Genomic DNA, 25810 nt, shown 5'->3' on the forward strand with positions numbered 1-25810 from the left:
TTAATCCAAACACTTCTTATATTCTTCTATTACATTGCAAGGCTCTCCCGCCTTTACTTTACTCCAAACGAGCTTCATCGGGTCGATGGTCCGATCTTTATATTGGAGAACAGGAGCTTCCCGGTTGCCGTCAATCAACGTTTTCCATTCCATGCCATCCACTTCATTTGCCAGAATTGCACAAACAGTGATACCAATAGCCAACCATTCCTCTTTCTTTTTCAAACCAATCTTACCGCTGTCAATCACTTGTTGAAGTTTCTCCAAGTCCTCTTCTATTCCTTGAAAATCCTTTTTCAGTTCCTGCTTCACAGTAGATACCACCCATTCATATCCCTCATTAATCAAATAAATTTCAGAAAGACGTACAGGAATCAATTCAGCAGGATACTTCTGCCCTTCTTTACGTACCTCCAAAGTAGCGATTACATCTTCCGCCTCCTTCACAACTCCACCTTTAGGCACGGTGAAAGAACATTCAAAAGCAATATCGTCAACGCCTGTAATCCACAAATGGGAAGTATAATAAGTTCCCTCCTCCTGAAACATTTCTTTACTATACGCACATTCCCACGTTCCGACTTTCACCAATGAAGCCGAATCGTTCTCTTTCAGTTCCTGCCGGATGGCATCTTTGCCATAACCGGCTTTTCCTTTAAATGCGGATATACGAAAATTCCCCGTCCATACATCGGGATTATAGAAAAGAAAAGAGCCTTCGCCATCTTCAAACTCATTCCAGTCTGATGGATAGTTCATAGAAAACCATGCTCCGGGAGAGATAAATTTCTTGCCTTGCATCCTTTTACTTTAAAATGATTACTTGGCAAAAGTACGAATTAAATACGAATTACAAAACATCATTTCCCTATTGGCTGTATTTTCCTCCGCACATCTTTAGAAATCTCCAGAAACATATAATTCAATTTCCCGGAATGAATACCTTCTTCGTTCTCCTTATACTTCTTATTAGCATATTGCTTCGATTTCTCGAAAGTCAATAGCGACATTTCATTCTGCGACTTGCCTACCATTGTGGAGTCCAGCTGTTCATCCGGGAAAAAGTCATCCAGATCGACATCACCAATCATTGTTGTTTCTAGGAAGTTCTTATCAGTATGTGAATTATCGGTATAATACCCCACAAACATGTGTCCCGGCGTACGTACCAGAATAGGATCGATATTTATAGCCCGAAGCAGTGATGCAAACAGTACGCTACCGTCCACACAATTAATCTGCGAAGATTCCAGTGCATCATCAAACGTACGAACCCGCTGCGAGAAAACAACATTACTCGAAAGGCTGGTGTTGGAAACAGAACTGTAACGGAATTTGCGTTTCTGCAATATATTCCAGAGAGCATACACCTGCTTGTCCACCGCCCCTTTAGCCTTACTCTGATAGCCTAAGAAGCGATTGACAATACGAGTATTCAGTGCTTCGCGAAGCAACTGGTCAATCATAGGATTCTCTTCATTGACATAGGCAGCAAAGAAAATACTTGTATCATGGAATTTGGTTCCATTCGATACATACCCCAACAGACATTCATTGATACTGCGCACAGAGAATGTACGCACCCGTTGCCCCAGATCTTTTCCATTCATCTCGACAGTAATAGCCACACTTACCGGTTCTGCCTGCACCTCATTTTTCAGAGCTTCATAGTTCCAGATGATATCAGGATAAATCGTATATTCCGTTCGAGGCTTGTTTAGTACAAATTCCGACACCGAACGGGAGAAAAAAGGCGTTTCAGCCACTTCAATCCGTACCCGGCTATAGGCTGTCTTCGACTTCACCCGAACAGCAATACACGATTTCGGATTCCCCAAATAATTAGAATCCGACGGAACAATCACCTGCGCATCAGTAGTGGCAACAGACAAAATCGCTGAAGGAAATATATTTCCGCCCAGATCATCCACAATTTCAAAACCGGAATTGAATGAAGTATATTTAAACACAGACATACCGCCAAGGAGAATTAACAGTACCACCACCGATCCTATTATTTCCTTCCGATGCCGTTTTAAGTCAATTTTTATCATTATTTGTAGTTTCTATAATCAAACGTTTCTATTGTATCTCGCTAACAAAGATAACAAATAGTGAGCGGTTTTTCCTCTTACAATCAACAAAAACTTCCATATTCCTCATCAATTCTCGGAATTCCCGGAATGTAACACGATTGTAACGTCTGTTTCATCTGCCCGTAACAAAGTCTCCTCATCTTTGCAAAGGATAAAATAAAAACGTAACTTTGTCATATCACATTAATACATACATCTTATGAACGATTACCGTATTCTAGTTGTCGACGATGAAGAAGACCTCTGTGAGATTCTGAAATTCAATCTTGAAAACGAAGGTTATGAAGTTGATACTGCAAACTCTGCTGAAGAAGCAATGAAGATGGACATCAGCAGCTATCACTTGATTCTCCTCGATGTGATGATGGGAGAAATCTCCGGATTCAAAATGGCGAACATCCTGAAAAAAGACAAGAAAACAGCTAAAGTGCCTATTATCTTTATCACAGCAAAAGATACCGAAAACGATACTGTGACCGGATTCAACCTGGGAGCAGACGATTATATTTCAAAACCTTTCTCGCTGCGTGAAGTCATCGCCCGTGTGAAAGCCGTATTAAGACGCACAGTGACAACGGAAACGGAAAGAGTCCCCGAACGTCTTACTTATCAGTCGCTCGTTATTGACATCACAAAGAAAAAAGTAAGTATCGACGATGAAGAAGTGCCATTGACCAAAAAAGAATTTGAGATCTTGCTTCTGCTGGTACAGAATAAAGGACGTGTATTTTCCCGTGAAGACATCCTGGCCCGCATCTGGAGTGACGAAGTGTACGTGCTCGACCGTACTATCGACGTAAACATCACCCGTCTACGTAAAAAGATTGGGGTATACGGCAAATGCATTGTCACCCGTCTCGGATATGGATACTGTTTTGAAGCTGAATAAATAATTATGCCGAATTAAATAGTTATTATGAACCTGCCTGTAACTCAAAAGCATTTTCTTTCTTTTAGCCGAAAACTTTTCCTTTCGGTTATTTCACTATTCCTGGTATTTGCCATTTGTTTTATTGCGTACCAGTATCAACGTGAACGGGAATATAAAATAGAACTGCTAAACACCAAACTGCAAGATTACAACAGCAGGCTCTACGAACAACTGGAGAATCAACCTCTTGACAGTGAAATCATCGACGGTTATATCAATAACCATATCCTGGAAGACTTGCGTGTAACCCTTATTGATGCTCAAGGAAATGTTGTTTACGACAGCTATCCAAGTCATAATAACCAGATGGAGAACCACCTGAACCGTCCGGAAGTACAGAAAGCCATAAAACATGGCAACGGATATGATGTACGCCGTACTTCCGAGACAACCGGAGTTCCCTATTTCTATTCGGCCACTCATTATAAAGATTATATTGTCCGTTCGGCTTTACCTTACAATGTCAGCCTCATCAACAACCTGCAAGCAGACCCGCACTATTTATGGTTTACCGTAATCGTGACCTTATTATTAATGATTATCTTCTACAAATTCACCAACAAACTGGGGACTTCCATCAGCCAGCTCCGTGAATTTGCGATGCGCGCCGACCGGAACGAGCCTATCGAAATGGCTATGCAATCCGCCTTCCCGCACAACGAACTGGGAGAAATATCACAGCACATCATTCAAATCTACAAACGACTGCACGAAACCAAAGAAGCTCTCTACATTGAACGTGAAAAGCTAATCACCCACCTTCAAATCTCACACGAAGGACTAGGTATATTTACTAAAGACAAAAAAGAGATTCTTGTCAACAATCTTTTCACCCAATACAGTAACCTGATTTCAGACTCCAACCTGGAAACAACAGAAGAAGTCTTTGCCATCAGCGAACTGCAAGAGATCATTCATTTTATCAATAAGAATCAGCAAGAACGTTCGAGAGGAAAAGGTGAAAAACGAATGTCTGTCACCATCAATAAGAATGGACGGACATTTATCGTAGAATGTATCATCTTCCAGGATGCCAGCTTCGAGATTTCCATCAACGACGTTACCCAGGAAGAAGAACAGGTTAGACTCAAACGCCAACTGACCCAGAATATCGCCCATGAGTTGAAAACTCCCGTCAGCAGTATCCAAGGGTATTTGGAAACCATTGTCAGCAATGAAAATATTCCACGCGAGAAGATCAACGTATTCCTCGAACGTTGTTATGCACAAAGCAACCGTTTAAGTCGGTTATTACGCGACATCTCCGTACTCACCCGCATGGATGAAGCCGCCAGCATGATCGACATGGAACGGGTAGACATCAGTGTGTTGGTAGGTAACATCATCAACGAAGTATCGTTGGAGCTTGACGAAAAACATATTACAGTCGTCAACTCCTTAAAGAAGAGTATACAAATCAAAGGAAATTACTCACTACTTTATTCCATCTTCCGTAATCTAATGGACAATGCCATCGCATACGCCGGAAGTAATATCCAGATCAATATCAACTGTTTCCGTGAAGATGAGAATTTCTACTATTTCAGCTTTGCCGACACAGGTATTGGAGTATCTCCCGAACATCTGAATCGTCTCTTCGAACGTTTCTACCGGGTAGACAAAGGTCGTTCACGGAAAGTAGGTGGAACAGGACTGGGACTAGCTATTGTGAAGAACGCCGTCATCATCCACGGTGGCAGCATCTCCGCCAAGAACAATCAGGGAGGCGGGCTGGAATTTGTATTTACATTGGCAAAGGAGAAGTAAAATCAGGAGTTATCCTGCAAAACTTGTCTAATCAAAAAAACTAACAGAAGAGAACGCAGCAAAATAAAAGGAAGAAAAATTCTTTGAATAAAGTAGAAAGGACATTATCTTTGTCACCAATGTAATCTACATAAATTCAATGTAATAATTGTTAGTTATGAAAACAAACATCCATATTCTTCCAGCTATATGCATCCTTTGCCTTTGTGCCTGCAAAAGCGGCAACGCTTCCAGTCTGAACAAAAATGATGTAATACAAGACACCATTAAAACCTTTACATTGCCTGCCATCCCCCCAATGATGACAGCCCCGGAACAACGGGCAGACTTTCTGGTAAAACACTATTGGGATAACGTCAACTTCGCCGACACTAATTACATCCACCACCCCGAAGTGACCGAACAAGCTTGGGCGGATTATTGTGACATACTGAATCACGTCCCGTTGGAAACTGCACAAGAAGCCATGCGGAAAACAATCGAACAAACGAATGTAGACAAAAAAGTATTCACCTACATCACCGACCTGGCGGATAAATATTTATACGACCCCAACTCCCCCATGCGTAACGAAGAATTCTATATTCCCGTATTAGACGCCATGTTAGCTTCTCCCTTGTTAGAGGAAATTGAGAAAGTACGTCCTAAAGCCCGCCGGGAATTAGCACAGAAAAACCGTATCGGAACCAAAGCCCTGAACTTCAGCTACACATTAGCTTCCGGCGCACAAGGCTCCCTCTATCAACAGCAAGCCGACTATATCCTCCTATTCATCAACAACCCCGGCTGTCATGCCTGCACAGAAACAATAGATGCCCTGAAAAACGCACCTATCATCAACCGACTTTTGGGACAAAAGAAACTAACAGTCCTCTCTATCTACCCTGACGAAGAGTTGGACGAATGGAGAAAACACCTGAATGAATTCCCCAAAGAATGGATCAACGGATATGACAAGAAATTTGCCATCAAAGAACAACAACTATATGATTTGAAGGCTATCCCCACCCTCTACCTTTTAAACAAAGAAAAGACCGTGCTCCTAAAAGACGCCACCGCACAAGCTATCGAAGAATACTTAACTAATGTTGAACTAGAGTAAAACGATACAAAAATGAGGGTGTTCGGAGAGGGCTGTACAAAGCGCTGAAACGCCCACCAGTAAAGGGGGAAAAGCCAATGAAAACCAGTAGAGTAGAGAAGAGTAAAGAAGAGTAAGTAAAAGTATTATTTCTGTTATAAACAACAGCAATAATACTGGGCAGAGAAGATGGCTTTGGATGCTGCCGTTGTCGGTTCGGACCACTTCGTCGGTGCCGTTTCTGTTCCCGTGTCCCTCATGAACTGTTCGTCCGGCAGATAACCGACTTTTGTCTGGTAGGTTGTTGATGCTCGCCCGGTGGGTAACGGACATTCACACGGTAGGTAACGTACGTTTGTACGTTAGGTAAATTCTATATTATTTCTCGGGCTACCACTTCAATACTTGTTTGCTAAAGTATCATTTGCTTCAAAACCATACCGAAATGAATTAGTTCAAAACCGTGCAGTAAGGAACAAAATAGGTGGATACCGCTGCATCCACCTATAAAAAACGACCAATTATGTTTCAATAAATCTGTTTCATACGTCCAACGTTGGACATAGACAAAGATACTTTTTAAAAGCTAATCTTATGTCAAACAAATAAAAAAAGGCGGGCAACTCAATACCCGCCTCTAAAATCCGCTAATTTGGTAAATTTTGTAATAAGTGACAGTCTCATTTACAAAAATACAGAAAATATCGAAAAAAACAAGTTGGTTCTTTCTCTTTCGTATCAGGACGAAAGAAAAAGAATATCCCCCAACTTGGAAAAAACAAATAAACTCCCTATCTTTGTCCCGCATTGGTTTGCGACTCCCTTACGGGGGAAGCAATTAAAAGGGAATCAGGTGTAAATCCTGAACAGTCCCGCTGCTGTAAGTTCCATGCATGTTACAAGCAATTCACTCATTGCCACTGGAGAATAATCTGGGAAGGCGTTTGTAACAGGAATAAGTCAGAAGACCTACCATGCAATTATGTTTCACTGCTTTCGAGGAAAAAGCGTTGAGTCTAATGAACCGGACAAGTCGTCTATCATTTCATTCATCACTCTAATTCAGAGAAAGTGTGTTAAAACGAATAAACTCTGCCAAGTTTATTTATGCGTGTCCGGTCGAAGGGATTTCGCCCGGACACTTTTAAATAGCAACAGACTGAAATAAGGAATAAATGAAAGAGAGAACATTTAAGAAAATGATCTTTGCAGTATTCTGCTGCCAATTCTTATCCATACCACTTTTTGCACAACAGCAAAAGGTAGATACGACACATACATATTCTATTCCTGAAATAACAGTATCAGATATCTATCAGACTCGCGAAGTACGTTCTACCGCTCCCCTGCAAGTATTCTCCAAAGACGCCCTGAAAAACCTGCACGCCCTGCAAGTATCCGACGCAGTGAAACACTTTGCCGGAGTGACCGTAAAAGACTACGGAGGTATTGGCGGACTAAAAACAGTATCCATACGAAGCCTGGGAGCACAACATACCGCTGTTGGCTATGACGGGATCACCCTAACCGATTGCCAAACGGGACAAATCGACATCGGGCGTTTCTCGCTTGATAATGTTGACCAACTCTCTTTAAGCAATGGTCAAAGCGACAACATTTTCCAGCCCGCCCGCTTCTTTGCAGCAGCAGGTATCTTGAATATCCAGACACTCACTCCCCGCTTTGAGAAAGAAAAAACAACCAATATAAGTGCATCTTTCAAAACCGGTTCATGGGGGCTGGTCAATCCCTCCATACTATTAGAACAACAATTAAACTCCAAATGGACGGTATCAGCCAATGGTGAATGGATGTCTTCCGATGGACATTATCCATATACTCTACACTATGGAGATGCAAAAGAAGATCTGACCTCTCGTGAAAAGCGAAAGAATACAGACGTGCAGACTTTTCGTGCTGAAGCGGGACTTTATGGCATTTTTTCTGATAAAGAACAGTACCGACTTAAAGCATATTATTTTCAGTCTTCCAGAGGACTACCCAAAGCCACCACTCTTTACAATGACCATTCTCTACAACAATTGTGGGATAAAAATACATTTGTACAAAGCCAATACAAAAAAGAATTCAGCCGCCAATGGGTATTTCAATCTTCTGCCAAATGGAACTGGAGTTATCAGCGTTATCTGGACCCAGACACTCCAAATTCTAAAGGTAAGACAGAAAACAGTTATTATCAACAAGAGTATTACCTCTCTGCTTCTGTCCTCTACCGGATGTTGGACAATCTTTCATTCTCTCTTTCTACAGATGGAAGCATCAATACAATGAATGCTAATCTTAATGAGTTTGCACAACCTACACGTTATTCATGGTTGACAGCTTTTGCGGGGAAGTACATGAATGATTGGCTAACAATCTCTGCATCAGCTTTAGCAACAATTATCAACGAGGATGTAAAAGAAGGGGGTAGTGCCGGCAACCATCGTAAATTAACACCGTATATAAGTGCTTCATTCAAACCATTTTATCACGAAGAATTCCGTATTCGCTTCTTTTATAAAGACATTTTCCGTTTACCTAGTTTCAATGATTTATATTATCAGGAAGTGGGAAACACTAAATTAAGACCGGAAAACGCACGACAATACAACGTAGGTCTGACATATAGCAAAAACGTATGTCCGTTCTTACCTTATTTATCTGCCACAATCGATGCATATTACAACAAGGTGACAGATAAAATCATCGCCTACCCAACTAAGAATCTTGCCGTATGGAGTATGAGAAATTTGGGTGAGGTTGAAATCAAAGGAATTGACGCCACGGGTAGTTTATCTCTTCAGCCCTGGGAAAGAATCCGTATTAATCTCTCCGGTAATTATACCTACCAACAAGCTTTGGATATAACTAATTCTGACCCCACTACCGAAGCAGGGAGGACTTACAAACATCAGATAGCTTATACTCCTCGTGTATCCGGTTCGGGACAAGCCGGCATCGAAACACCGTGGATCAACTTTTCGTATTCATTCCTCTTCTCTGGGAAACGGTATGTGCAGAATGAAAATATAGCCGAGAATAGTATGGAGGGTTATAGCGATCATAGTATTTCAATAAGTCGCAGTTTTCACATTCTAAAAACTCATACTTCAGTCAGTGTAGAAGTACTAAACATAGCCAACAAAAACTATGAGATTGTGAAAAACTTCCCCATGCCAGGGCGCTTCGTCAGAGCAACTTTAAATATAAGATATTAAGAATAAAAGCAGGTAAATTATGAATATAAGAACAAAAATATTATATATATATCAGACACTATTTTGCGCATTCCTGTCACTCTTCGTAGCTTGCGATGACTTAGAAGACAAGTCGACTTCAACAACCATAGATGGTAATATTACAGAAACCGGAACAGCCGAAATATACATATTAAGTGAGGGTTTGTTCAACTTGAACAATAGTTCATTAGCTAAATATTCATTCAAAAGCAACAAACTAGTCAAAAACTATTTTAAAGACTTGAATAAGCGTGGGCTAGGTGATACAGCCAACGACATTGTACTCTACGGAAGTAAACTGTATATTGTAGTGAATGTATCAAGTACCATTGAAGTGATTGACTTCCAAACAGGTATATCGATCAAACAAATCCCCATGTTTACGGATAATGGAAGTTCCAGACAACCACGCCATATCGCTTTCTATGAAAACAAAGCATATGTATGTTCGTTTGATGGAACAGTAGCACGTATTGATACGACTTCGCTGCAAATAGAAAGTTTCACAAAAGCCGGAAGAAATCCGGAAAACATTTGTGTTAAGAATAAGAAATTGTATGTCTCCAACTCTGGAGGATTAGACTATTCGGAAGGATTAGGGGTAGATAATACTGTCTCCGTTATCGACATCGAATCTTTCACCGAAATAAAAAAGATAGAAGTTGGTCCTAACCCCGGCTGTATTTCACCAGGACCGGACGAAGCGGTCTATGTGGCAACTTATGGAAGCAATATTGCAGACGGAGATTTTAACTTTGTGAAGATTAATAGCCAAACGGACGAAGTAGAACGCATTTATAACGAAAAAGTGATGAACTTTGCCATCGATAATAACAACATAGCCTATCTATATAATTATAATTACAATACCGAAGCATCGTCTATCAAAGTACTAAACTTAAGAACCGGAGAGACGATACGGGAGAATTTCATCACAGATGGAACTAAGATTAGTACTCCATATAGCATTAATGTCAACCCTTATAGTGGTAATGTGTATATCACAGAAGCATATAGCTATACGATAACCGGAGATGTATTATGTTTCAATACAAACGGTCAATTATTATTCAGATTAAACCGTATCGGTCTCAATCCCAACAGTGTCATATTTAGCCAAAAAGCATCGACTGGGGATAGTGACGGAGAAGAATCCGACCCGAATGCCCCCTCTGCTTTTGCCAATAAAGTATTAGACTACAATCCGGCTCCCAGTCAATATATGAATACTGTTACCACTGCTTATAAAGAGAATTATACCGCTGAAGAGGTTAGAAAATATGCAGAAGAACAATTGAAAGATACCGACCTATGCTTGATTAGTCTTGGAGCATATGGTGGTTATATCACAGTAGGATTCGATCATACCGTTCCTAATGTCCCGGGTGAATACGATCTTAAGATATATGGTAACGCATACTATGATATGTTCGGAACATTGACCGGTGCTCTCGGGGGAAGCGCTGAACCTGGTATTGTATTAGTGTCCAAAGACACTAATGGAAATGGATTAGCAGATGATGAATGGTATGAACTGGCAGGAAGTGAATATAACTCTCCTGCTACGACCAAAAATTATACAATCACATATTATCGCCCATCCTCTCCGAAAGAAGATGTTAAGTGGACTGACAATAAAGGTAATGAAGGATATGTATATCGGAATGATTACCATACAACAAATTCTTATTACCCAGCATGGATAAAGGAAGATCAAATCACATTCCACGGAAGTCGTCTGAAAGATAATACAGTGAATGAACCGCATGAAAATATGCCCGAACATTGGGTGGGTTATTGTTATGCCTGGGGATATGCCGATAATCATCCGAATGGAGAAGAACAATGTAAATTCAAAATAGACTGGGCAGTAGATAAGAACGGAAATCCTGTCGTATTAGATGGAATCGATTTTGTAAGAATCTATACGGCAGTCAACCAAAATAGTGGATGGATGGGAGAAATCTCCACAGAGCTACAGGCCGTTGAAGATTTACACTTCAAGAAATAGAAAGACAATAAACTATATATAATTTATTAATTCAAGAAAAATGAAGAAAATGAAATTCTTAATCAGCCAACTTTATCTGTTGGCATTATTCGCACTGCCATTTGTTTCAACATCATGTAGTGATGACGATGACAATAGCACAAAAGTAGAAATTTCCAGTTTAGGTGTAGAAGATGGAACTACTATAGTAACAGGACAAATTATTCAACTTGAAGCTCAATTAAGCAACCCACAAGGAGAAGTTCATTACTCATGGTCAACAGCTGGAAAGGAAGTCTCTACCCAAAGCACTTATACTTTTCAAAGTGATGTCACAGGAACTCACACGATAACGCTAACTGTAACAGCCAACAATGAAGCGCAGGAAAAAAGTATTAATATAATAGTCGTTAAACCACCATTCTATGTTATTAATGAAGGTCAAGGCAAAGGTTCTGTTAATAGATACAAACAGGAACAATGGCAATATAATATAGTAGAAGGACTAGGAGTAACTTCAACTGTAGGTATTATCAATAACGGTTATATGTATATCGTTAGTAAACAAAGTCCTTTCCTTGTTAAAATGAATTTGGAAAATAACCAAATTGTGAATAAGATAGAAGACGGGTTGGACCAAAATGCACAAGGACAAAACTTTTGCATTGTTAATAATGAAACTGGTATTCTTACGACTAGTAATGGAGCATTCAAAGTTAATTTAAAGCAATTGACATTAGGTGAAAAGTTATCAGGTTTAGATGCAGTTAGCAGCGATAATGAAGATATATATAAAACAGACAAATACATATTCATTAGCAGCAAAAACACAATTAAAGTATATAATACCAATGATCTTTCCTTTAAACAAGACATAGCCTACCAAATAAAAACAGGATTCGCCCAAACCAAGGATGGCACATTATGGGGCGCAAATGGTAACAAATTAATTAAAATTAATGTAGAGACATTAGATTATGAAGAAGTTGAATTACCTAACGGACTTAGTGTTTTTTATAATCAGTGGGGCTATACTCCTACAGGCTTATGTGCATCTATAACAGAGAATGCATTATATTTAGTACAAATGTTTGAAGAAGGTTACAGTGTATATGGCAAGAACATTTATAAATATAATGTAGAAACAAAAAATGCTACCCTATTCTTCTCTGCTCCCGCTGCTGATAAATCGGTATATGGAGCAGGTGTTCAAGTCGATCCCAGAAATGGAGATGTATATATTATCTATACAGAAGACGGATGGTCGACACATTATTTAAATACTAATATTTACATAGCAAATGGAGTCACTGGTACTCAAAAAGAAGTAATTGATTATACTGGTACTTATTGGTTCCCATCGACTATAGCCTTTCAATAAACATAGTACTACATTAGAAATCATCCTATAATTTTAAAGAGTCAGATATTCCCAATGGAAGTCTGACTCTTTTCATTTCTCCACCCACTATATTTTGATTTCCTACTATTTCACAAAAAGGCATCCGCATCAGCCAAACTTACAAAAGGTCATCATATATTTGTTAATCACGCATATTTTAGCTACATTCGTCGTTCAAAACTATTAAATCTACAACAATGAAATTACCTTTTGCTGAATCATGGAAAATCAAGATGGTAGAACCCATCCGGAAAAGCACACGTGAAGAGCGCGAGCAATGGATTAAAGAAGCACATTATAATGTCTTTCAACTCAAATCAGAACAAGTTTATATCGATCTCATCACCGACTCCGGCACCGGAGCGATGAGCGACCGCCAATGGGCGGGAATGATGCTAGGTGATGAAAGCTATGCCGGAGCGACCTCATTCTTCAAGTTGAAAGAGATGATTACGAAACTAACAGGATTTGAATACATCATACCAACCCATCAGGGACGTGCCGCTGAAAATGTTCTTTTCTCTTATTTGGTACATGAAGGAGATATTGTGCCCGGCAACTCACATTTTGACACCACCAAAGGCCACATCGAGGGACGTCATGCCATCGCATTAGACTGCACCATCGATGCAGCCAAACAAACCCAACTAGAAATATCGTTTAAAGGAAATATAGACCCTGATAAATTACAGAAAGCCCTCACAGAATACGCTGAACGGATTCCTTTTATCATCGTCACCATCACCAACAATACAGCCGGAGGACAACCCGTCTCCATGCAAAACCTGTACGAAGTACGTGCCATCGCCGACAAATATGGCAAACCCGTACTTTTCGACTCTGCACGTTTTGCCGAGAATGCCTACTTCATCAAAATGCGCGAAGAAGGTTACCGAGACAAAACGATCAAAGAAATCACACGGGAAATGTTCTCTCTTGCCGATGGCATGACAATGAGCGCCAAGAAAGACGGAATCGTCAATATGGGAGGATTTATTGCCACGCGACGTGCAGACTGGTATGAAAGTGCAAAAGGCTTCTGTGTACAATACGAAGGCTATCTCACCTACGGAGGCATGAACGGACGGGATATGAACGCCCTCGCCATCGGACTGGACGAAAACACCGAATTCGACAACCTCGAAACACGTATCAAACAAGTGGAATACCTGGCAAAGAAACTGGATGAATACGGAATCCCTTACCAACGCCCAGCCGGAGGACACGCTATCTTCATTGATGCGCCTAAAGTCCTGACACATGTTCCTCGAGAAGAATTCCCGGCACAGACGCTAACTATAGAGCTCTACCTGGAAGCCGGTATCCGTGGATGTGAAATCGGTTATATCCTTGCCGACCGTGATCCGGTGACCCATGAAAATCGCTTTAACGGCCTTGACCTACTTCGTCTCGCAATCCCCCGCAGAGTATATACCGACAATCACATGAATGTAATAGCTGCCGCCCTCAAAAATGTATACGAACGCAGAGAAAGCATCACTCATGGAGTACGTATCGCCTGGGAAGCTCCCTTAATGAGACACTTCACAGTTCAATTGGAAAGACTATAAACTTGGAGAATATTTGTTCGCGTAAAACAAAAGTGTTCCCCAAGTGTTTATATTATAATCGAACTTAATACGTAAAAATTATGGCAGAAGATTATAAATTAATAGACAACGAAGAAAAGCATAGGTATGAATTTCAGATCGATGGCAAAATAGCTGAAATAGACTATATCAAATCAAACAATGGAGAAATATACCTTGTACATACCGAAGTACCCGCCTCATTAGGCGGCAAGGGAGTAGGCTCACAACTTGCGGAAAAAGCATTGGCAGACATCGAGCGACAAGGTCTACGCCTGGTACCGCTTTGCCCGTTTGTAGCCGGATATATTCACAAACATCCGGAATGGAAGCGAATTGTAATGCGTGGTATTCATATTAAATAAATACATATATGGGAAAAAAAATTGAATATACTAATGGTGAACTGACCATTGTGTGGCAGCCTGAATTATGTCAGCACGCCGGAATATGTGTAAAGATGCTACCCAATGTTTATCATCCCAAAGAAAGACCCTGGGTGCAGATTGAAAATGCGACAACAGAAGAATTAATTGCACAAATCGGCAAATGTCCGTCAGGAGCATTGAGCTATCGACTTAATAAAAAAGAGAAATAACCCAATAGTGAAAGACTTCGCCTGAAAGGCTTTGAATTCATAAAAATGAGATTGCTTCAAAATAAAAAAATGAGGCAGTCTCATTTTTCGTTTTAGAAAGACACTACATTCGGACAATGATAACACACCGAGAAAAGAGCCTCACACATTTCCTCATCCGTTCAATTCAATGTCCACGTCAATACAAAGTCCTGACAAATACGATAACCGACAGAATAAAGTTCTTGCTGCGCCTTAACTAACTCCTGAACCTGAAACGTCCCCTCCTCTTGAGGAATAAAATGCGTCAGCCGGAGTTTACGAAGATCAGCATCCGCATTTTCCATCCGCTTGAAAACAGCTTCCTTTGCCGACCAATGCAATAACAGCCCCCAAGTTATATCTCCCTGATAAGATTCTACTTGCTCATCAGGACGGACATAGCGGTCGCATACCTTGTGAACCCGTTGGGCATATTGTTCAATGTCAATGCCTACCGGAACCGAAGAAGCAAGCATCACCGCCACATAACCTTTCGTATGAGAAATACTGATAAAAAAAGAATGATCTGTGAGATAAGGTTTCCCCTCGGGAGAGTAACCGATTTCCTTATCCTCCTGCAACATGGAATACAACAGAACACGAACCGACAACCATTCCATCTTACGACGTTCGGAGACAAAGCGATTCAATTCCTGCTCACAGAAAGCTCTTCGCGCACCGGGCAAAAGAAGCAATAAAGCATCCAAAGACTCTTCCATCTTCCAGACAGCCCACTGTATGCCATTCGTCTTATACTGCAGAAACGACGCCATCTTCCATTTCTTTCCGCAGAATTGTAAACTTAACTTTCAATATACGGCGACTATCCATTTCGAGCACTTCAAACTCATAATTGTGATACGTCACTTTCTCATGCAGCGCCGGGAATTCACCTTTAATTTCGAGCAACATACCTGCCAATGTATCTGCATCACCCACCACCTTTTCAAACTCGTCTTCGTCCACTTTTGCAATCTTATAGAAATCCGTCAACTGCGTTTTCGCTTCAAATATCCAGGTATGGTCATTCAAAACAACGTATGTACGCTCTTCGTCATCGTATTCGTCGTGAATCTCACCTACAATCTCTTCGATAATATCCTCCATCGTTACCAGCCCGGAAGTTCCTCCAAACTCATCCACAACGATAGCAATATGAATCTTATTCGCCTGGAAGTCACGCAGCAAATCATCAATCATCTTCGTCTCCGGCACAAAATAAGCCGGGCGAATCAATGACTGCCAACGGAAATTATCCCCCTTATTGACATGAGGCAGAAGGTCTTTAATATACAGCACCCCTTTAATATTGTCCCGTGAACCGGAATAGATAGGAATACGTGAATAAGCATTTTCAATGATACATTGCATCACCTCCTTGAAAGATGTACGGATATCCAGATCGACCATATCCAGACGTGATGTCATCACCTCCTTCACGGTTTCCCCACCGAAACGGATAATTCCCTCCAGAATATTGTTCTCTTCAGAAAGCTCTGCTTTATCCGTCAGTTCCAACGCGTGCGACAGTTCATCCACAGAAATATTGTGGCTCTTCTTCACAAAATGCTTATTCAGAAAAGTTGTCGAACGCACAAGCACAGTAGCTATCGGACGGAATACCTTTTCCAGAAAGTAAATTCCCGGTGCCGAAAAACGGCAAAAAGTCAATGTTTTCTGTGCCGAATAGATCTTAGGCATAATTTCACCGAACAACAACAGGAGGAAGGTCAGGATGACGGTCAGTATCAGGAACTCTGCCAACGGAGAATGGAAAACAAACACATTCATAAAGAAGAAATTGCAGAGCATGATAATGGTCACATTCACAAAATTGTTCGTAATCAATATCGTTGCCAAGAGACGTTCGGTGTCCCCAAGAAGAGCACTTATTTTATCGTCGGAAGGATGATTGCGCTCATCAATATCATTCCGATCAGAAGGAGATAGCGAGAAAAAAGCTATTTCGGAAGCCGAAGCAAAGCCGGAAGCAAGCAGAAGCACACCTGCCAGCACTATGGCAATAATAGCAGAGATAGAAGGAGTGTTTACGGTAATACCGTTGAAAATGTCAGCCAATTGGCTTAAATAACCATCTGAGTCCAAAGAGTTTATATTTTAGTTAAACAAAAGATAATGTGCCAATGAGTTAGAAAAAATCGATTGGCACACTATCACATTATTTAGAACGGCAAATCATCTGCCGGATTATCTTGTACAGGTTGCGCCTGCGACTGCTGCGTTTGTTGCGGCTGGCTGACAACCGGTTGTTGCTGCTGTCCCATAACAGGCTGTCCAGAAGCAGAAGCCCCCGCACCCGGGTTGGCTCCTTTCGGAGACAACATTTCCATATTATCCACATAAATTTCGGTAATATAGCGCATAGCACCCGACTGGTCGCTGTAAGAACGCGTTCTTATCTTCCCTTCCAGATACAGTTTGTCACCTTTGTGCACATATTTATCTACAATCTCCGCCAAACGGTTAGATGCAACGATATTATGCCACTCTGTTCTTTCGGGCACTTGGGTCCCATTTTGCAATGTATAGGCCCTATCAGTTGTAGCTAAACGGAAAGTAGCCACCGCTGAACCTGTATCGAAATACTTCACCTGAGGATCTTGTCCTACATTTCCCAACAATATTACTTTATTTACTGACATATATGCATCAAGTTTATGATTCTTAAAATTAAATCTGCTGCCAAAATTAAACAGAATAACAATAGGATGCAAGAATTTTAAGTATTAAAACTTAATACTTGCCATTTAGTGCTTGCAGCAGAGTTTGCACCAGCCTTGAAATAGCGTACTGCTCCAGTTCCTCCACTTTTATTTTCTGGAAATCACCGAAAGAAGTCAAATTTTCAGATAATGTTACTTCATACAGATTAGCATAAATCACCCGGTGAGACAACACATGCTTCACTTCCCTGCAAACAGAACGCACCACCGGCACTTCCCCCGATGCAAAGAATGCACGGAATTCCGGCAAAGCAAGAAATTCTTCCTCCGAAAGAGCCGTCGGAGTCTCTATCAATGGCAATTCGAACAGATTCTTCCAAATATCATTTCCTGTTCGTTTATTTATAAAGGTATACGCGCCCGCACGTACATAAATATAATTGAAGTAACGGTTGGTAGTCTTTGTTTTATGCTGTTTCACCGGAAGCTTTGTCACTAACCCCTTCGAAAGTGCCGAGCAACCGCCTGCCAAGGGACAAAACAAACAGTTGGGCGACTGCGGAGTACACTGAATCGCTCCGAAATCCATTATCCCCTGATTGTAAACAGCCGGATGCTTCTTATCCAACATCTCATCTGCCAATGCTGCAAAAAGTTTCTTTCCTTCCGTCGAATCAATCGGAGTATCTATACCGAAATAACGTGAAAGCACCCGATACACATTACCATCCACCACCGCATAAGGCATACCGTAAGCAAACGAACAGATAGCTGCCGCCGTGTACCCCCCCACTCCTTTCAGAGCCAGCACTTCCGGATATGTTTTCGGGAAAACACCATTCATGCTTTTGGCGGCAGCATGAAGATTGCGGGCACGCGAATAATACCCCAACCCCTGCCAATACTTCATCACCTCGTCCTCATCCGCAGCAGCCAAAGTCTGTACATCGGGAAAACGCTTGATAAAGCGAAGAAAATAATCATACCCCTGCGCCACCCGCGTCTGTTGAAGAATAATCTCCGAAATCCAGATCAGATACGGATCGGCAGACTCCCTCCAGGGCAGTTCACGTTTATTCTCTTCATACCACTCTACAATCGTTTTCGTAAACTCGTTCATATCCTCATTCCTAATGTATTATCTAACATTTATCTTGTATATCCTACTCAAAAGGCACACAAAAGTAACTCTTTTAGCTCTAAGAAAACCCTATGCCACTATTTTTTTAGAAAAATGTGCAGAATATATTTTTTTAGGAGCTTAAAAAGCTATATATTTGCAGTCCAAAAAATTAGCAATAACATAGTAATAATATTTTTTTTAAGGAAAAATGACTAAAGCAGATATTGTAAACGAGATTACAAAGAAAACTGGGATTGATAAGCAGACAGTTCTTACAACAGTTGAGGCATTTATGGATGCAGTAAAGGATTCACTGTCTAACGATGAGAACGTATACCTGCGTGGGTTTGGTAGTTTCGTAGTAAAGAAAAGAGCACAGAAAACTGCTCGTAACATTTCTAAAAACACTACGATCATTATTCCGGAGCACAACATTCCGGCTTTCAAACCGGCTAAGACATTTACAATTTCAGTAAAGAAATAATAAACAAGAGTATTAACCCATAAAATGTGAAGCTATGCCAAGCGGAAAAAAGAAAAAAAGACATAAAATGTCTACGCACAAGCGTAAAAAAAGACTAAGAAAGAACAGACATAAAAGCAAAAAATAATTTTTAAGTCTGGATCACACAGAAATAAAGAACAAACTTGCGAAGCTAATGTCTTTCAAGTTTGTTCTTTGTTTAAGTAGCTAACCCAAAATGAACAATTTGTCAAAAAAGTTGTTCATATAAACGAGATTCAATCAATAATAAAGAAACAAAACAGTGACAAATGAACTAGTAGTTGACGTACAGCCCAAAGAGGTCTCCATCGCCCTTCTCGAAGATAAGAGCCTGGTGGAACTTCAAAGCGAAGGAAGAAATATTTCTTTCTCTGTGGGCAATATGTATTTGGGACGTATCAAGAAATTGATGCCCGGACTAAATGCATGCTTTGTAGACGTCGGTTACGAGAAAGACGCTTTCCTTCATTATTTAGACTTGGGTCCTCAATTTAACTCACTCGAAAAGTTTGTAAAGCAGACTTTAAGCGACAAAAAGAAGCTGACCTCCATCAGCAAAGCAACCCTGCTTCCCGACCTTGACAAGGATGGAACTGTATCCAACACCCTCAAAGTAGGACAAGAAGTAGTGGTGCAAATCGTTAAGGAACCGATCTCCACTAAGGGACCGCGACTGACGTCCGAAATTTCGTTTGCCGGACGCTATCTCGTACTGATCCCTTTCAATGATAAGGTTTCTGTTTCACAAAAGATTAAATCGAGCGAAGAGCGCGCCCGCCTTAAACAACTGCTGATGAGCATCAAGCCTAAAAACTTTGGTGTCATTGTCCGCACGGTAGCCGAAGGCAAACGCGTAGCCGAACTCGACGGAGAGCTTAAAGTTTTGGTTAAGCATTGGGAAGATGCGATGGTAAAAGTACAAAAAGCCACCAAGTACCCGACGTTGATTTATGAAGAAACCAGCCGCGCCGTAGGTTTGTTGCGCGACCTCTTCAACCCATCATTTGAGAATATTCACGTCAACGACGAGGCTGTGTACAATGAAATTAGGGATTACGTATCACTGATTGCGCCCGACCGGGCTAATATCGTGAAACTGTACAAAGGCCAACTTCCCATTTACGACAATTTCGGTATCACCAAGCAGATTAAATCATCGTTTGGTAAAACAGTCTCTTACAAGAGTGGTGCCTATCTGATTATTGAGCACACTGAGGCGCTTCACGTAGTAGACGTGAACAGCGGTAATCGCACCAAGAATGCCAACGGGCAGGAAGGTAACGCACTCGAAGTAAATCTGGGAGCCGCCGACGAGCTGGCCCGCCAACTGCGATTAAGAGACATGGGTGGTATCATTGTCGTGGACTTCATCGATATGAATGAAGCCGAAAACCGTCAGAAGCTTTATGAACGAATGTGTGCCAATATGCAGAAAGACAGGGCACGGCATAATATTCTGCCGCTTAGCAAATTCGGGCTAATGCAGATTACACGCCAACGTGTGCGTCCGGCAATGGACGTCAACACGACCGAAACCTGCCCTACTTGCTTCGGCAAAGGCACTATCAAGTCGTCCATTCTCTTTACGGACACTTTGGAGAGTAAAATTGATTACCTGGTCAATAAACTGAAGGTTAAGAAATTCTCGTTACACGTCCATCCGTATGTTGCCGCCTATATCAATCAGGGACTCGTTTCTCTGAAACGGAAGTGGCAAATGAAATACGGATTCGGTATCAAGATTATTCCAAGTCAAAAACTCGCATTTCTGCAATATGTGTTCTATGATACACATGGAGAAGAAATCGATATGAAGGAAGAAATCGAAATCAAATAGACAGAAAAGGCGGCCCGGTCAAAACGAGTCGCCTTTTTGTTTTATCTATTTTCTTCAACTATCCATTTTTCAATATTACGGGTTTCCGCACTGAAGTTCACTCCTATTTTAAAGAGTTTCCGTTCATCCATCTCGAAAGGAAGAGCATAATGCTTGTCATTTATCTGCTGCAAGGCTTCTTCGGCCATACCATTCAGTTTAAATTCCATGATATAAATGAATTTGTCTGTCTGCAAGACAAGATCGATGCGCCCTTCGCTTGTATGATATTCCACTTTGGCATAGAAGCCGACCAGTTTAAAGACAATGAAAAGCACATTCTCGTAATGCAATTCCTGATCGCGAATCACTTCGTAGGTGGTATCTGCAAAGAAACTTTGCAGACGACGGAAGAAAGAATTATAATCCCCGGAACGTACTTCACGAACAAATTTCTGAATTTCAAACGGAGATTCTACCTTATTTACATTCGCATAATAAGGAAGCAGGAAACGGACAAATCCTTCTTCTACTTCACGATTCGGGAAACCTAACCGATACATTCCAAATTCTTCATCATACCCTTTAATAGTGAGATAACCACTCTGATAAATCACCGGAATGGGATTAGTAGATTCAGAGTCTATGCTATTCAATACTTGGGCGTCGGTTTCTTCATGCGTCATCCGCTCCAAGTCATAATGATGTTTTTGCAGCAATTTCACCAGATAGGTCGGTGTGCCCGTTTCAAACCAATAGCTGCCAAATTCTCTATACTTAAAAGCATTGAGCAAACTAAACGGATTGTACATGCCGATTGAATTGTGTGTAAAGTGATAGCCGTCATAACATTCTTTCAATTCTGCACAGAGTTTATCATACGTCACACCGCGTACGTCCGCAAATTCATGAAGCTCGGCATCCAAAGTATCATGAAGTTCCTGATCGCTAACCCCACAGATTTCAACATAATCTTTTCGCATGGATATATCGTCCAAGTTGTTCAAGTCACTAAACACACTGACTTTGCCAAACTTTGTCACACCGGTAAGGAATGCAAACTTGATGCAACCGTCCATTGTTTTAAGCGCTCCATAAAAAGGCTTTAATGTATTCCGAAATTGCTTTTGTAATTCCTCATTACCGATGGCTTGCAACATGGGTTTATCATATTCATCGACAAGAATAACCACACGTTGCCCCGCCAACTTACAGGCGCGCTCTATAATACCGGCAAAACGCAAAGAAAACGAACGTTCGGACGGCTCGGCACCATATAGTTTTTCCCATGCTGTCAGCGATTTATCAAGTATATTATCCAGACTTTCGGATGTATCATATTTCTCGATATTAAGGTCCAGATGCAGTATAGGATATTTTATCCAGTCCTTTTCCAGTTTTTCCACAGCCAGCCCTTCAAACAGTTCTTTCTTTCCTTGAAAATAGGCCTCTAAGGTGGAGACGAGCAGACTCTTTCCGAAACGGCGCGGACGACTCAAGAAGTAATAACTTCCAGTCTTTACCATTTGATACATCAGTGCTGTCTTATCAATATAGAAATAACCGTCATTACGAATTTTTTCGAAATTCTGAATGCCGATCGGATAAATTTTATGGCTCATATTCTCTTCTTTTATTAATCAATGCCTTTCTTGCAAAGATATATATTTTTAATAGAACTCTTTGTCATAGCAGGTTAAAAGATTCTTTTCAATCATTCATTCTGCACATTTCCCCGGAAACTTAGGGACGATAAAATAAGGGGATGATGACTGCACAAAATTACGAAAAGCCCGGACTTTCGCAAGCTCGGGCTTTCTGTATCTTGGGGACATCTCCTTTACCTATAGGGAAATGGGCGACTAGCAATTTGATTCTAGTACAACAAAAAAGACGTTCCAAGAGTAAAGATAAAAGGGATGCCAGTGGGAAATGTGGGGAGGCATCCCTTTTCTAATAGAAGAATAAAGATAGAAGGATGGACTTTCACAAGCTGTGTCTCTTCGCTTTGTCACTTCTCAACATATAATCTTCACACTTCGGTGAAGAAGGGTTTCATATTTATGGAGAGAGCGCACTTCAACAAGCACGGGCTCTCCTATTATGTTATATCATTCTAGAGATAGCTCCCACCTCTGCCAGAGGCAAATATAGAGGAACTATCTAATAGAACATTAAAGGATTTCAAATTAATCCGCAAAGAGAGCAGTAGGGAATGTTACTGTCTTCACCACAGGTGCAGGAGATGTTGCGCTCCAGCTGATTGAAGGAGTAATAGTAACCGTCACTACCAAATCTTGCACAAGACCCTTCAAGGCCTTACCAACTGTTGTTAATTTCAGTTTCTTATTAGCATCAAACTCGAAGTTAACTTTATCACTTAGTTCTACCTTAATAGAATATCCATAAAGAGCAAGAACATCGTCAGCGGTAGTCAAAACACTAGTGTCATAAGTTTCACCATTTGCAGTCGGCCACATATTCTTACCTTTTCTGTCTTTCCATACAATGTCACCCAGTACATCAATCTCTGCATCTATGGTTTCAGCTGTATACGCTGTTGTGATACCTTTTTTAGCGTCCGTTGCACCAAATGTTGATGTAAGCAGTTTTGATAATGAGATAAATTTCACCTTTTGGTTAGCAATTGAAGCAGGTTCAGCAGCATCGTTAGGTTGACAATTTACATTTACGGTCAATGCCATATTGTCTTTAGCGTGATCCATGTCTACTGTGAATTTACCGTTAGATTCACTTCCTACAGGATCTTCACCATTCTTGTCTATAGCATACGTAATATTGTTGTATATACCTGCATTAACTCCTTCAGTAATAGCGCTCCATGTAGTAAAGATTGAGCCCATTTCTCTTTCGAGGCTGATGCTCTGAATCTTATCACCATTCTTAGTTTCATTAATCAGAAGAGATACCTCGTCATCTTCAGTCCACATACCTGAAGTTTTTGTAAATACAGGCATCTTATAGTCAACAGTTACCGGCATTTTGAATATAATTTGCTTCGTTGCGTCGACGTCAACTGTCAATACGACTTCCATAGTACCCTTGTATGCAGCGGCTACTGTCAGTTTCAGGTTATCATATTTAGTATCACCAGAAGCACCAATACCACTGAACTTCACTTTGTCTCCATCGTTAACCGTAGCAGTTGAGCTAGCAAGTTTAGCAGCTGTAATAGCGTCTTTGATTGCCTTAATATTAGCTGCTGACACAACAATGTCGGATTTTTCTGATTTATTCCAAACTACCGTCTGTGCTGCCAAAGATTTTGTTTCTATTTGCTTAAAGGTGACAGTCAGTTTAGCCGGAGCAGAGGAGCCACCGACGCTAGAATAATCAATGCCCTCATGAGCTTCTCCATCAAAAGGAATACCATTTGTAGTTATATAGCAGACTTCAACCTTTGCTTCTTGCCCTTTGGTAGAAGTGATGGTTTGTTTGCCGGCCTCGTTCGTTCCCAATGTTACACCTTCAGGAGCATCGGCTGCCAACTTATAATAATATGCATAGACTGTACTCAAATCCATAGGAGTGGTGGTAGCTGCAGCTGCCAAGTCATCCAAAACCTGTACCTCACCAACTTTTGCGGACACTGCTGCATCTACCAGTTTAGTAGCACTTGTAACTGCTTCTGGTTTGATTTTAACATCATAAGCAGAGATTATTTCATTGTTCCATGCGTCTTTTGTACAGAATGCGTATGCTTCATCGGCAGGAAGGGCATTCTCCAGATTCAAACCATCTTTTAGTGTAACAGTAAGGTCGTAAACACCACGATTCACTTTAGCTTCGGTAGCACGTGTCAATGGTTTTGCAGTTTTATTTTGTTCGATCTTAGAGATAACAAAATTAGCTTCATTTTGAGAATTCATCAAATAGATTTGATATTTGCTATCAGTAAAGTCAGGACCTACCGGATTAATCAACGCATTCAACACGCCGGAATTAGTTATTAACAGGTCATTTTTCTTAAATTCTTTTTTCTCATCACCCATACCAAAAGTGAAATCAGCTTTGCATTGAGCATAACTTAATTTAAGTTCCTTTGTTCCGCCTGTAGTGATTTTACCATTATTAATATTCACTCCTTCAATGCTACTAATCAAAGCTGCAGTAGGCAAAATACTTGTTAATTCAGTTCCAGTAGTTTTATCTTTTACATGTAGAGTGAAGCTAGGTAATCCCTCATTCTGTACAGCATAAACAGTGGCTGACGAATAATCACCTTTTACCCATTTATTTGTAACGTCATCATAAAAATACCAATAATCTTTTTCAAATTCACCTGTTCCATCGCCAATAAAAGGAGATTTTCCGGCAGGACCGGCAGGACCAACAGGACCTTCAGGACCAACAGGACCTTCGGGGCCAACAGGACCTTCGGGGCCAACAGGACCTTCGGGGCCAACAGGACCAGTAGCACCGGTCTCACCCTTTTCACCTCGTGCCGGTTTCCCAGTATCAGCACCGTCTATAAACCAGTTTCCATTTTCTCCAATTTCAACGACAGATCCATCTTTACCATTCACAATAGAATATTTATTTCCATTGTTGAAAGTAATTTCAAATCCACCAGTGATACTTTTAATGTCTGTTACCCAATTACCTGCATTCACTTTTGCTTGCAGTTCAGCAAGACCTGCCGCATTGGCATCAATCTGCGTTTGCAGATTGTCGATGTCATCATCATAGTCTTTACAGCCTACATAAGTGACAGTAGCAAGCGTCAATGCCCCGAAAAGCATTACCCTAACAAAATTTTTCTTCATAACTACTTAAAAATTACATTAATAATATATTATTAAACACTAAGTTTCAATAATAGCACGCCCGTTACTCTGTAGGTAACGGAGAAACCTTTGTGCCTGCTTTTCGGGAGTAGTCAATACTGGGAAATGATAAGATAAACAATGAAACATTTTTACCCCTGCTTCTGAAAGACAGTAG

The 25810-nt window shown here is 40.8% G+C and carries 19 protein-coding genes and 1 riboswitch; of the genes, 11 read left to right on the forward strand and 8 right to left on the reverse strand.

Going from position 1 to position 25810, the window contains the following annotated elements; genetic code table 11:
• Both N5O98_RS11185 and N5O98_RS11190 read right to left on the reverse strand, forming a co-directional pair.
• Entirely contained in the window at nt 1-801 is an 801-nt protein-coding gene (locus tag N5O98_RS11185) for a DUF3805 domain-containing protein (RefSeq protein ID WP_004311244.1), read from the reverse strand.
• A 59-nt stretch (nt 802-860) separates the two neighbouring features.
• Nucleotides 861-2054: a hypothetical protein gene (locus N5O98_RS11190; RefSeq protein ID WP_004300629.1), complete on the reverse strand. Its 1194-nt coding sequence runs from the start codon at nt 2052-2054 to the stop codon at nt 861-863.
• Between the two features lie 241 nt (nt 2055-2295).
• On the opposite strand from N5O98_RS11190, the gene N5O98_RS11195 reads away from it, so the two are divergent.
• The 9 genes from N5O98_RS11195 to N5O98_RS11235 all read left to right on the forward strand — a co-directional run bounded on the left by N5O98_RS11195 (nt 2296) and on the right by N5O98_RS11235 (nt 14696).
• On the forward strand, nt 2296-2985 hold the full coding sequence (locus N5O98_RS11195; RefSeq protein WP_004300631.1) for a response regulator transcription factor: 690 nt from the start codon (nt 2296-2298) through the stop codon (nt 2983-2985).
• Between the two features lie 27 nt (nt 2986-3012).
• Nucleotides 3013-4794 carry a sensor histidine kinase gene (locus N5O98_RS11200; protein WP_004311246.1) on the forward strand — a complete coding sequence of 594 codons (1782 nt, stop codon included), beginning with the start codon at nt 3013-3015 and terminating at the stop codon, nt 4792-4794.
• 157 nt (nt 4795-4951) lie between these two features.
• The gene (locus N5O98_RS11205; RefSeq protein WP_004304184.1) at nt 4952-5896 is read left to right on the forward strand and encodes a DUF5106 domain-containing protein; all 945 of its coding nucleotides are present in this window, start codon (nt 4952-4954) and stop codon (nt 5894-5896) included.
• A gap of 770 nt (nt 5897-6666) precedes the next feature.
• A riboswitch (cobalamin riboswitch) is annotated at nt 6667-6866 on the forward strand.
• A gap of 184 nt (nt 6867-7050) precedes the next feature.
• A complete protein-coding gene (locus N5O98_RS11210; RefSeq protein WP_061447521.1) occupies nt 7051-9096 on the forward strand; it encodes a TonB-dependent receptor plug domain-containing protein in 2046 nt (681 codons plus the stop codon).
• Between the two features lie 19 nt (nt 9097-9115).
• Nucleotides 9116-11128 carry a YncE family protein gene (locus tag N5O98_RS11215; RefSeq protein ID WP_004304186.1) on the forward strand — a complete coding sequence of 671 codons (2013 nt, stop codon included), beginning with the start codon at nt 9116-9118 and terminating at the stop codon, nt 11126-11128.
• A gap of 49 nt (nt 11129-11177) precedes the next feature.
• Nucleotides 11178-12488 carry a DUF5074 domain-containing protein gene (locus N5O98_RS11220; protein WP_004304187.1) on the forward strand — a complete coding sequence of 437 codons (1311 nt, stop codon included), beginning with the start codon at nt 11178-11180 and terminating at the stop codon, nt 12486-12488.
• Between the two features lie 218 nt (nt 12489-12706).
• Complete coding sequence (locus tag N5O98_RS11225; protein ID WP_061447522.1) at nt 12707-14080, forward strand: tryptophanase; 1374 nt, start codon at nt 12707-12709, stop codon at nt 14078-14080.
• An 80-nt stretch (nt 14081-14160) separates the two neighbouring features.
• Nucleotides 14161-14463: a GNAT family N-acetyltransferase gene (locus N5O98_RS11230; RefSeq protein WP_004300639.1), complete on the forward strand. Its 303-nt coding sequence runs from the start codon at nt 14161-14163 to the stop codon at nt 14461-14463.
• A gap of 8 nt (nt 14464-14471) precedes the next feature.
• Entirely contained in the window at nt 14472-14696 is a 225-nt protein-coding gene (locus N5O98_RS11235) for a (4Fe-4S)-binding protein (RefSeq protein WP_004300640.1), read from the forward strand.
• A gap of 161 nt (nt 14697-14857) precedes the next feature.
• Here N5O98_RS11235 and N5O98_RS11240 read toward each other — a convergent pair whose 3' ends face one another.
• From N5O98_RS11240 to mutY, 4 genes are all read right to left on the reverse strand, one after another.
• Nucleotides 14858-15490 carry a 4'-phosphopantetheinyl transferase family protein gene (locus tag N5O98_RS11240; protein ID WP_061447523.1) on the reverse strand — a complete coding sequence of 211 codons (633 nt, stop codon included), beginning with the start codon at nt 15488-15490 and terminating at the stop codon, nt 14858-14860.
• On the reverse strand, nt 15468-16823 hold the full coding sequence (locus N5O98_RS11245; protein ID WP_004311253.1) for a gliding motility-associated protein GldE: 1356 nt from the start codon (nt 16821-16823) through the stop codon (nt 15468-15470). Before N5O98_RS11245 ends, N5O98_RS11240 begins: the two co-directional genes overlap by 23 nt.
• Before the next feature lie 77 nt (nt 16824-16900).
• A complete protein-coding gene (locus N5O98_RS11250; protein ID WP_022200014.1) occupies nt 16901-17380 on the reverse strand; it encodes a single-stranded DNA-binding protein in 480 nt (159 codons plus the stop codon).
• A 91-nt stretch (nt 17381-17471) separates the two neighbouring features.
• Nucleotides 17472-18521, reverse strand: a complete 1050-nt coding sequence (gene mutY, locus N5O98_RS11255; RefSeq protein WP_004311255.1) for an A/G-specific adenine glycosylase — start codon at nt 18519-18521, stop codon at nt 17472-17474.
• Nucleotides 18522-18732: 211 nt separating this feature from the next.
• On the opposite strand from mutY, the gene N5O98_RS11260 reads away from it, so the two are divergent.
• Together N5O98_RS11260 and N5O98_RS11265 are read left to right on the forward strand one after the other, a co-directional pair.
• A complete protein-coding gene (locus tag N5O98_RS11260; protein ID WP_004300646.1) occupies nt 18733-19008 on the forward strand; it encodes an HU family DNA-binding protein in 276 nt (91 codons plus the stop codon).
• A 283-nt stretch (nt 19009-19291) separates the two neighbouring features.
• The gene (locus N5O98_RS11265) at nt 19292-20866 is read left to right on the forward strand and encodes an Rne/Rng family ribonuclease (RefSeq protein WP_004304193.1); all 1575 of its coding nucleotides are present in this window, start codon (nt 19292-19294) and stop codon (nt 20864-20866) included.
• A gap of 41 nt (nt 20867-20907) precedes the next feature.
• Here N5O98_RS11265 and N5O98_RS11270 read toward each other — a convergent pair whose 3' ends face one another.
• The gene (locus N5O98_RS11270) at nt 20908-22467 is read right to left on the reverse strand and encodes an ATP-binding protein (RefSeq protein ID WP_008648727.1); all 1560 of its coding nucleotides are present in this window, start codon (nt 22465-22467) and stop codon (nt 20908-20910) included.
• 567 nt (nt 22468-23034) lie between these two features.
• Nucleotides 23035-25632, reverse strand: a complete 2598-nt coding sequence (locus tag N5O98_RS11275) for a collagen-like triple helix repeat-containing protein (protein WP_229127976.1) — start codon at nt 25630-25632, stop codon at nt 23035-23037.
• Nucleotides 25633-25810 lie beyond the last annotated feature (178 nt).

Source organism: Bacteroides sp. LFL-34 (assembly GCF_027257075.1).
Classification (GTDB): Bacteria; Bacteroidota; Bacteroidia; order Bacteroidales; family Bacteroidaceae; genus Bacteroides; species Bacteroides ovatus.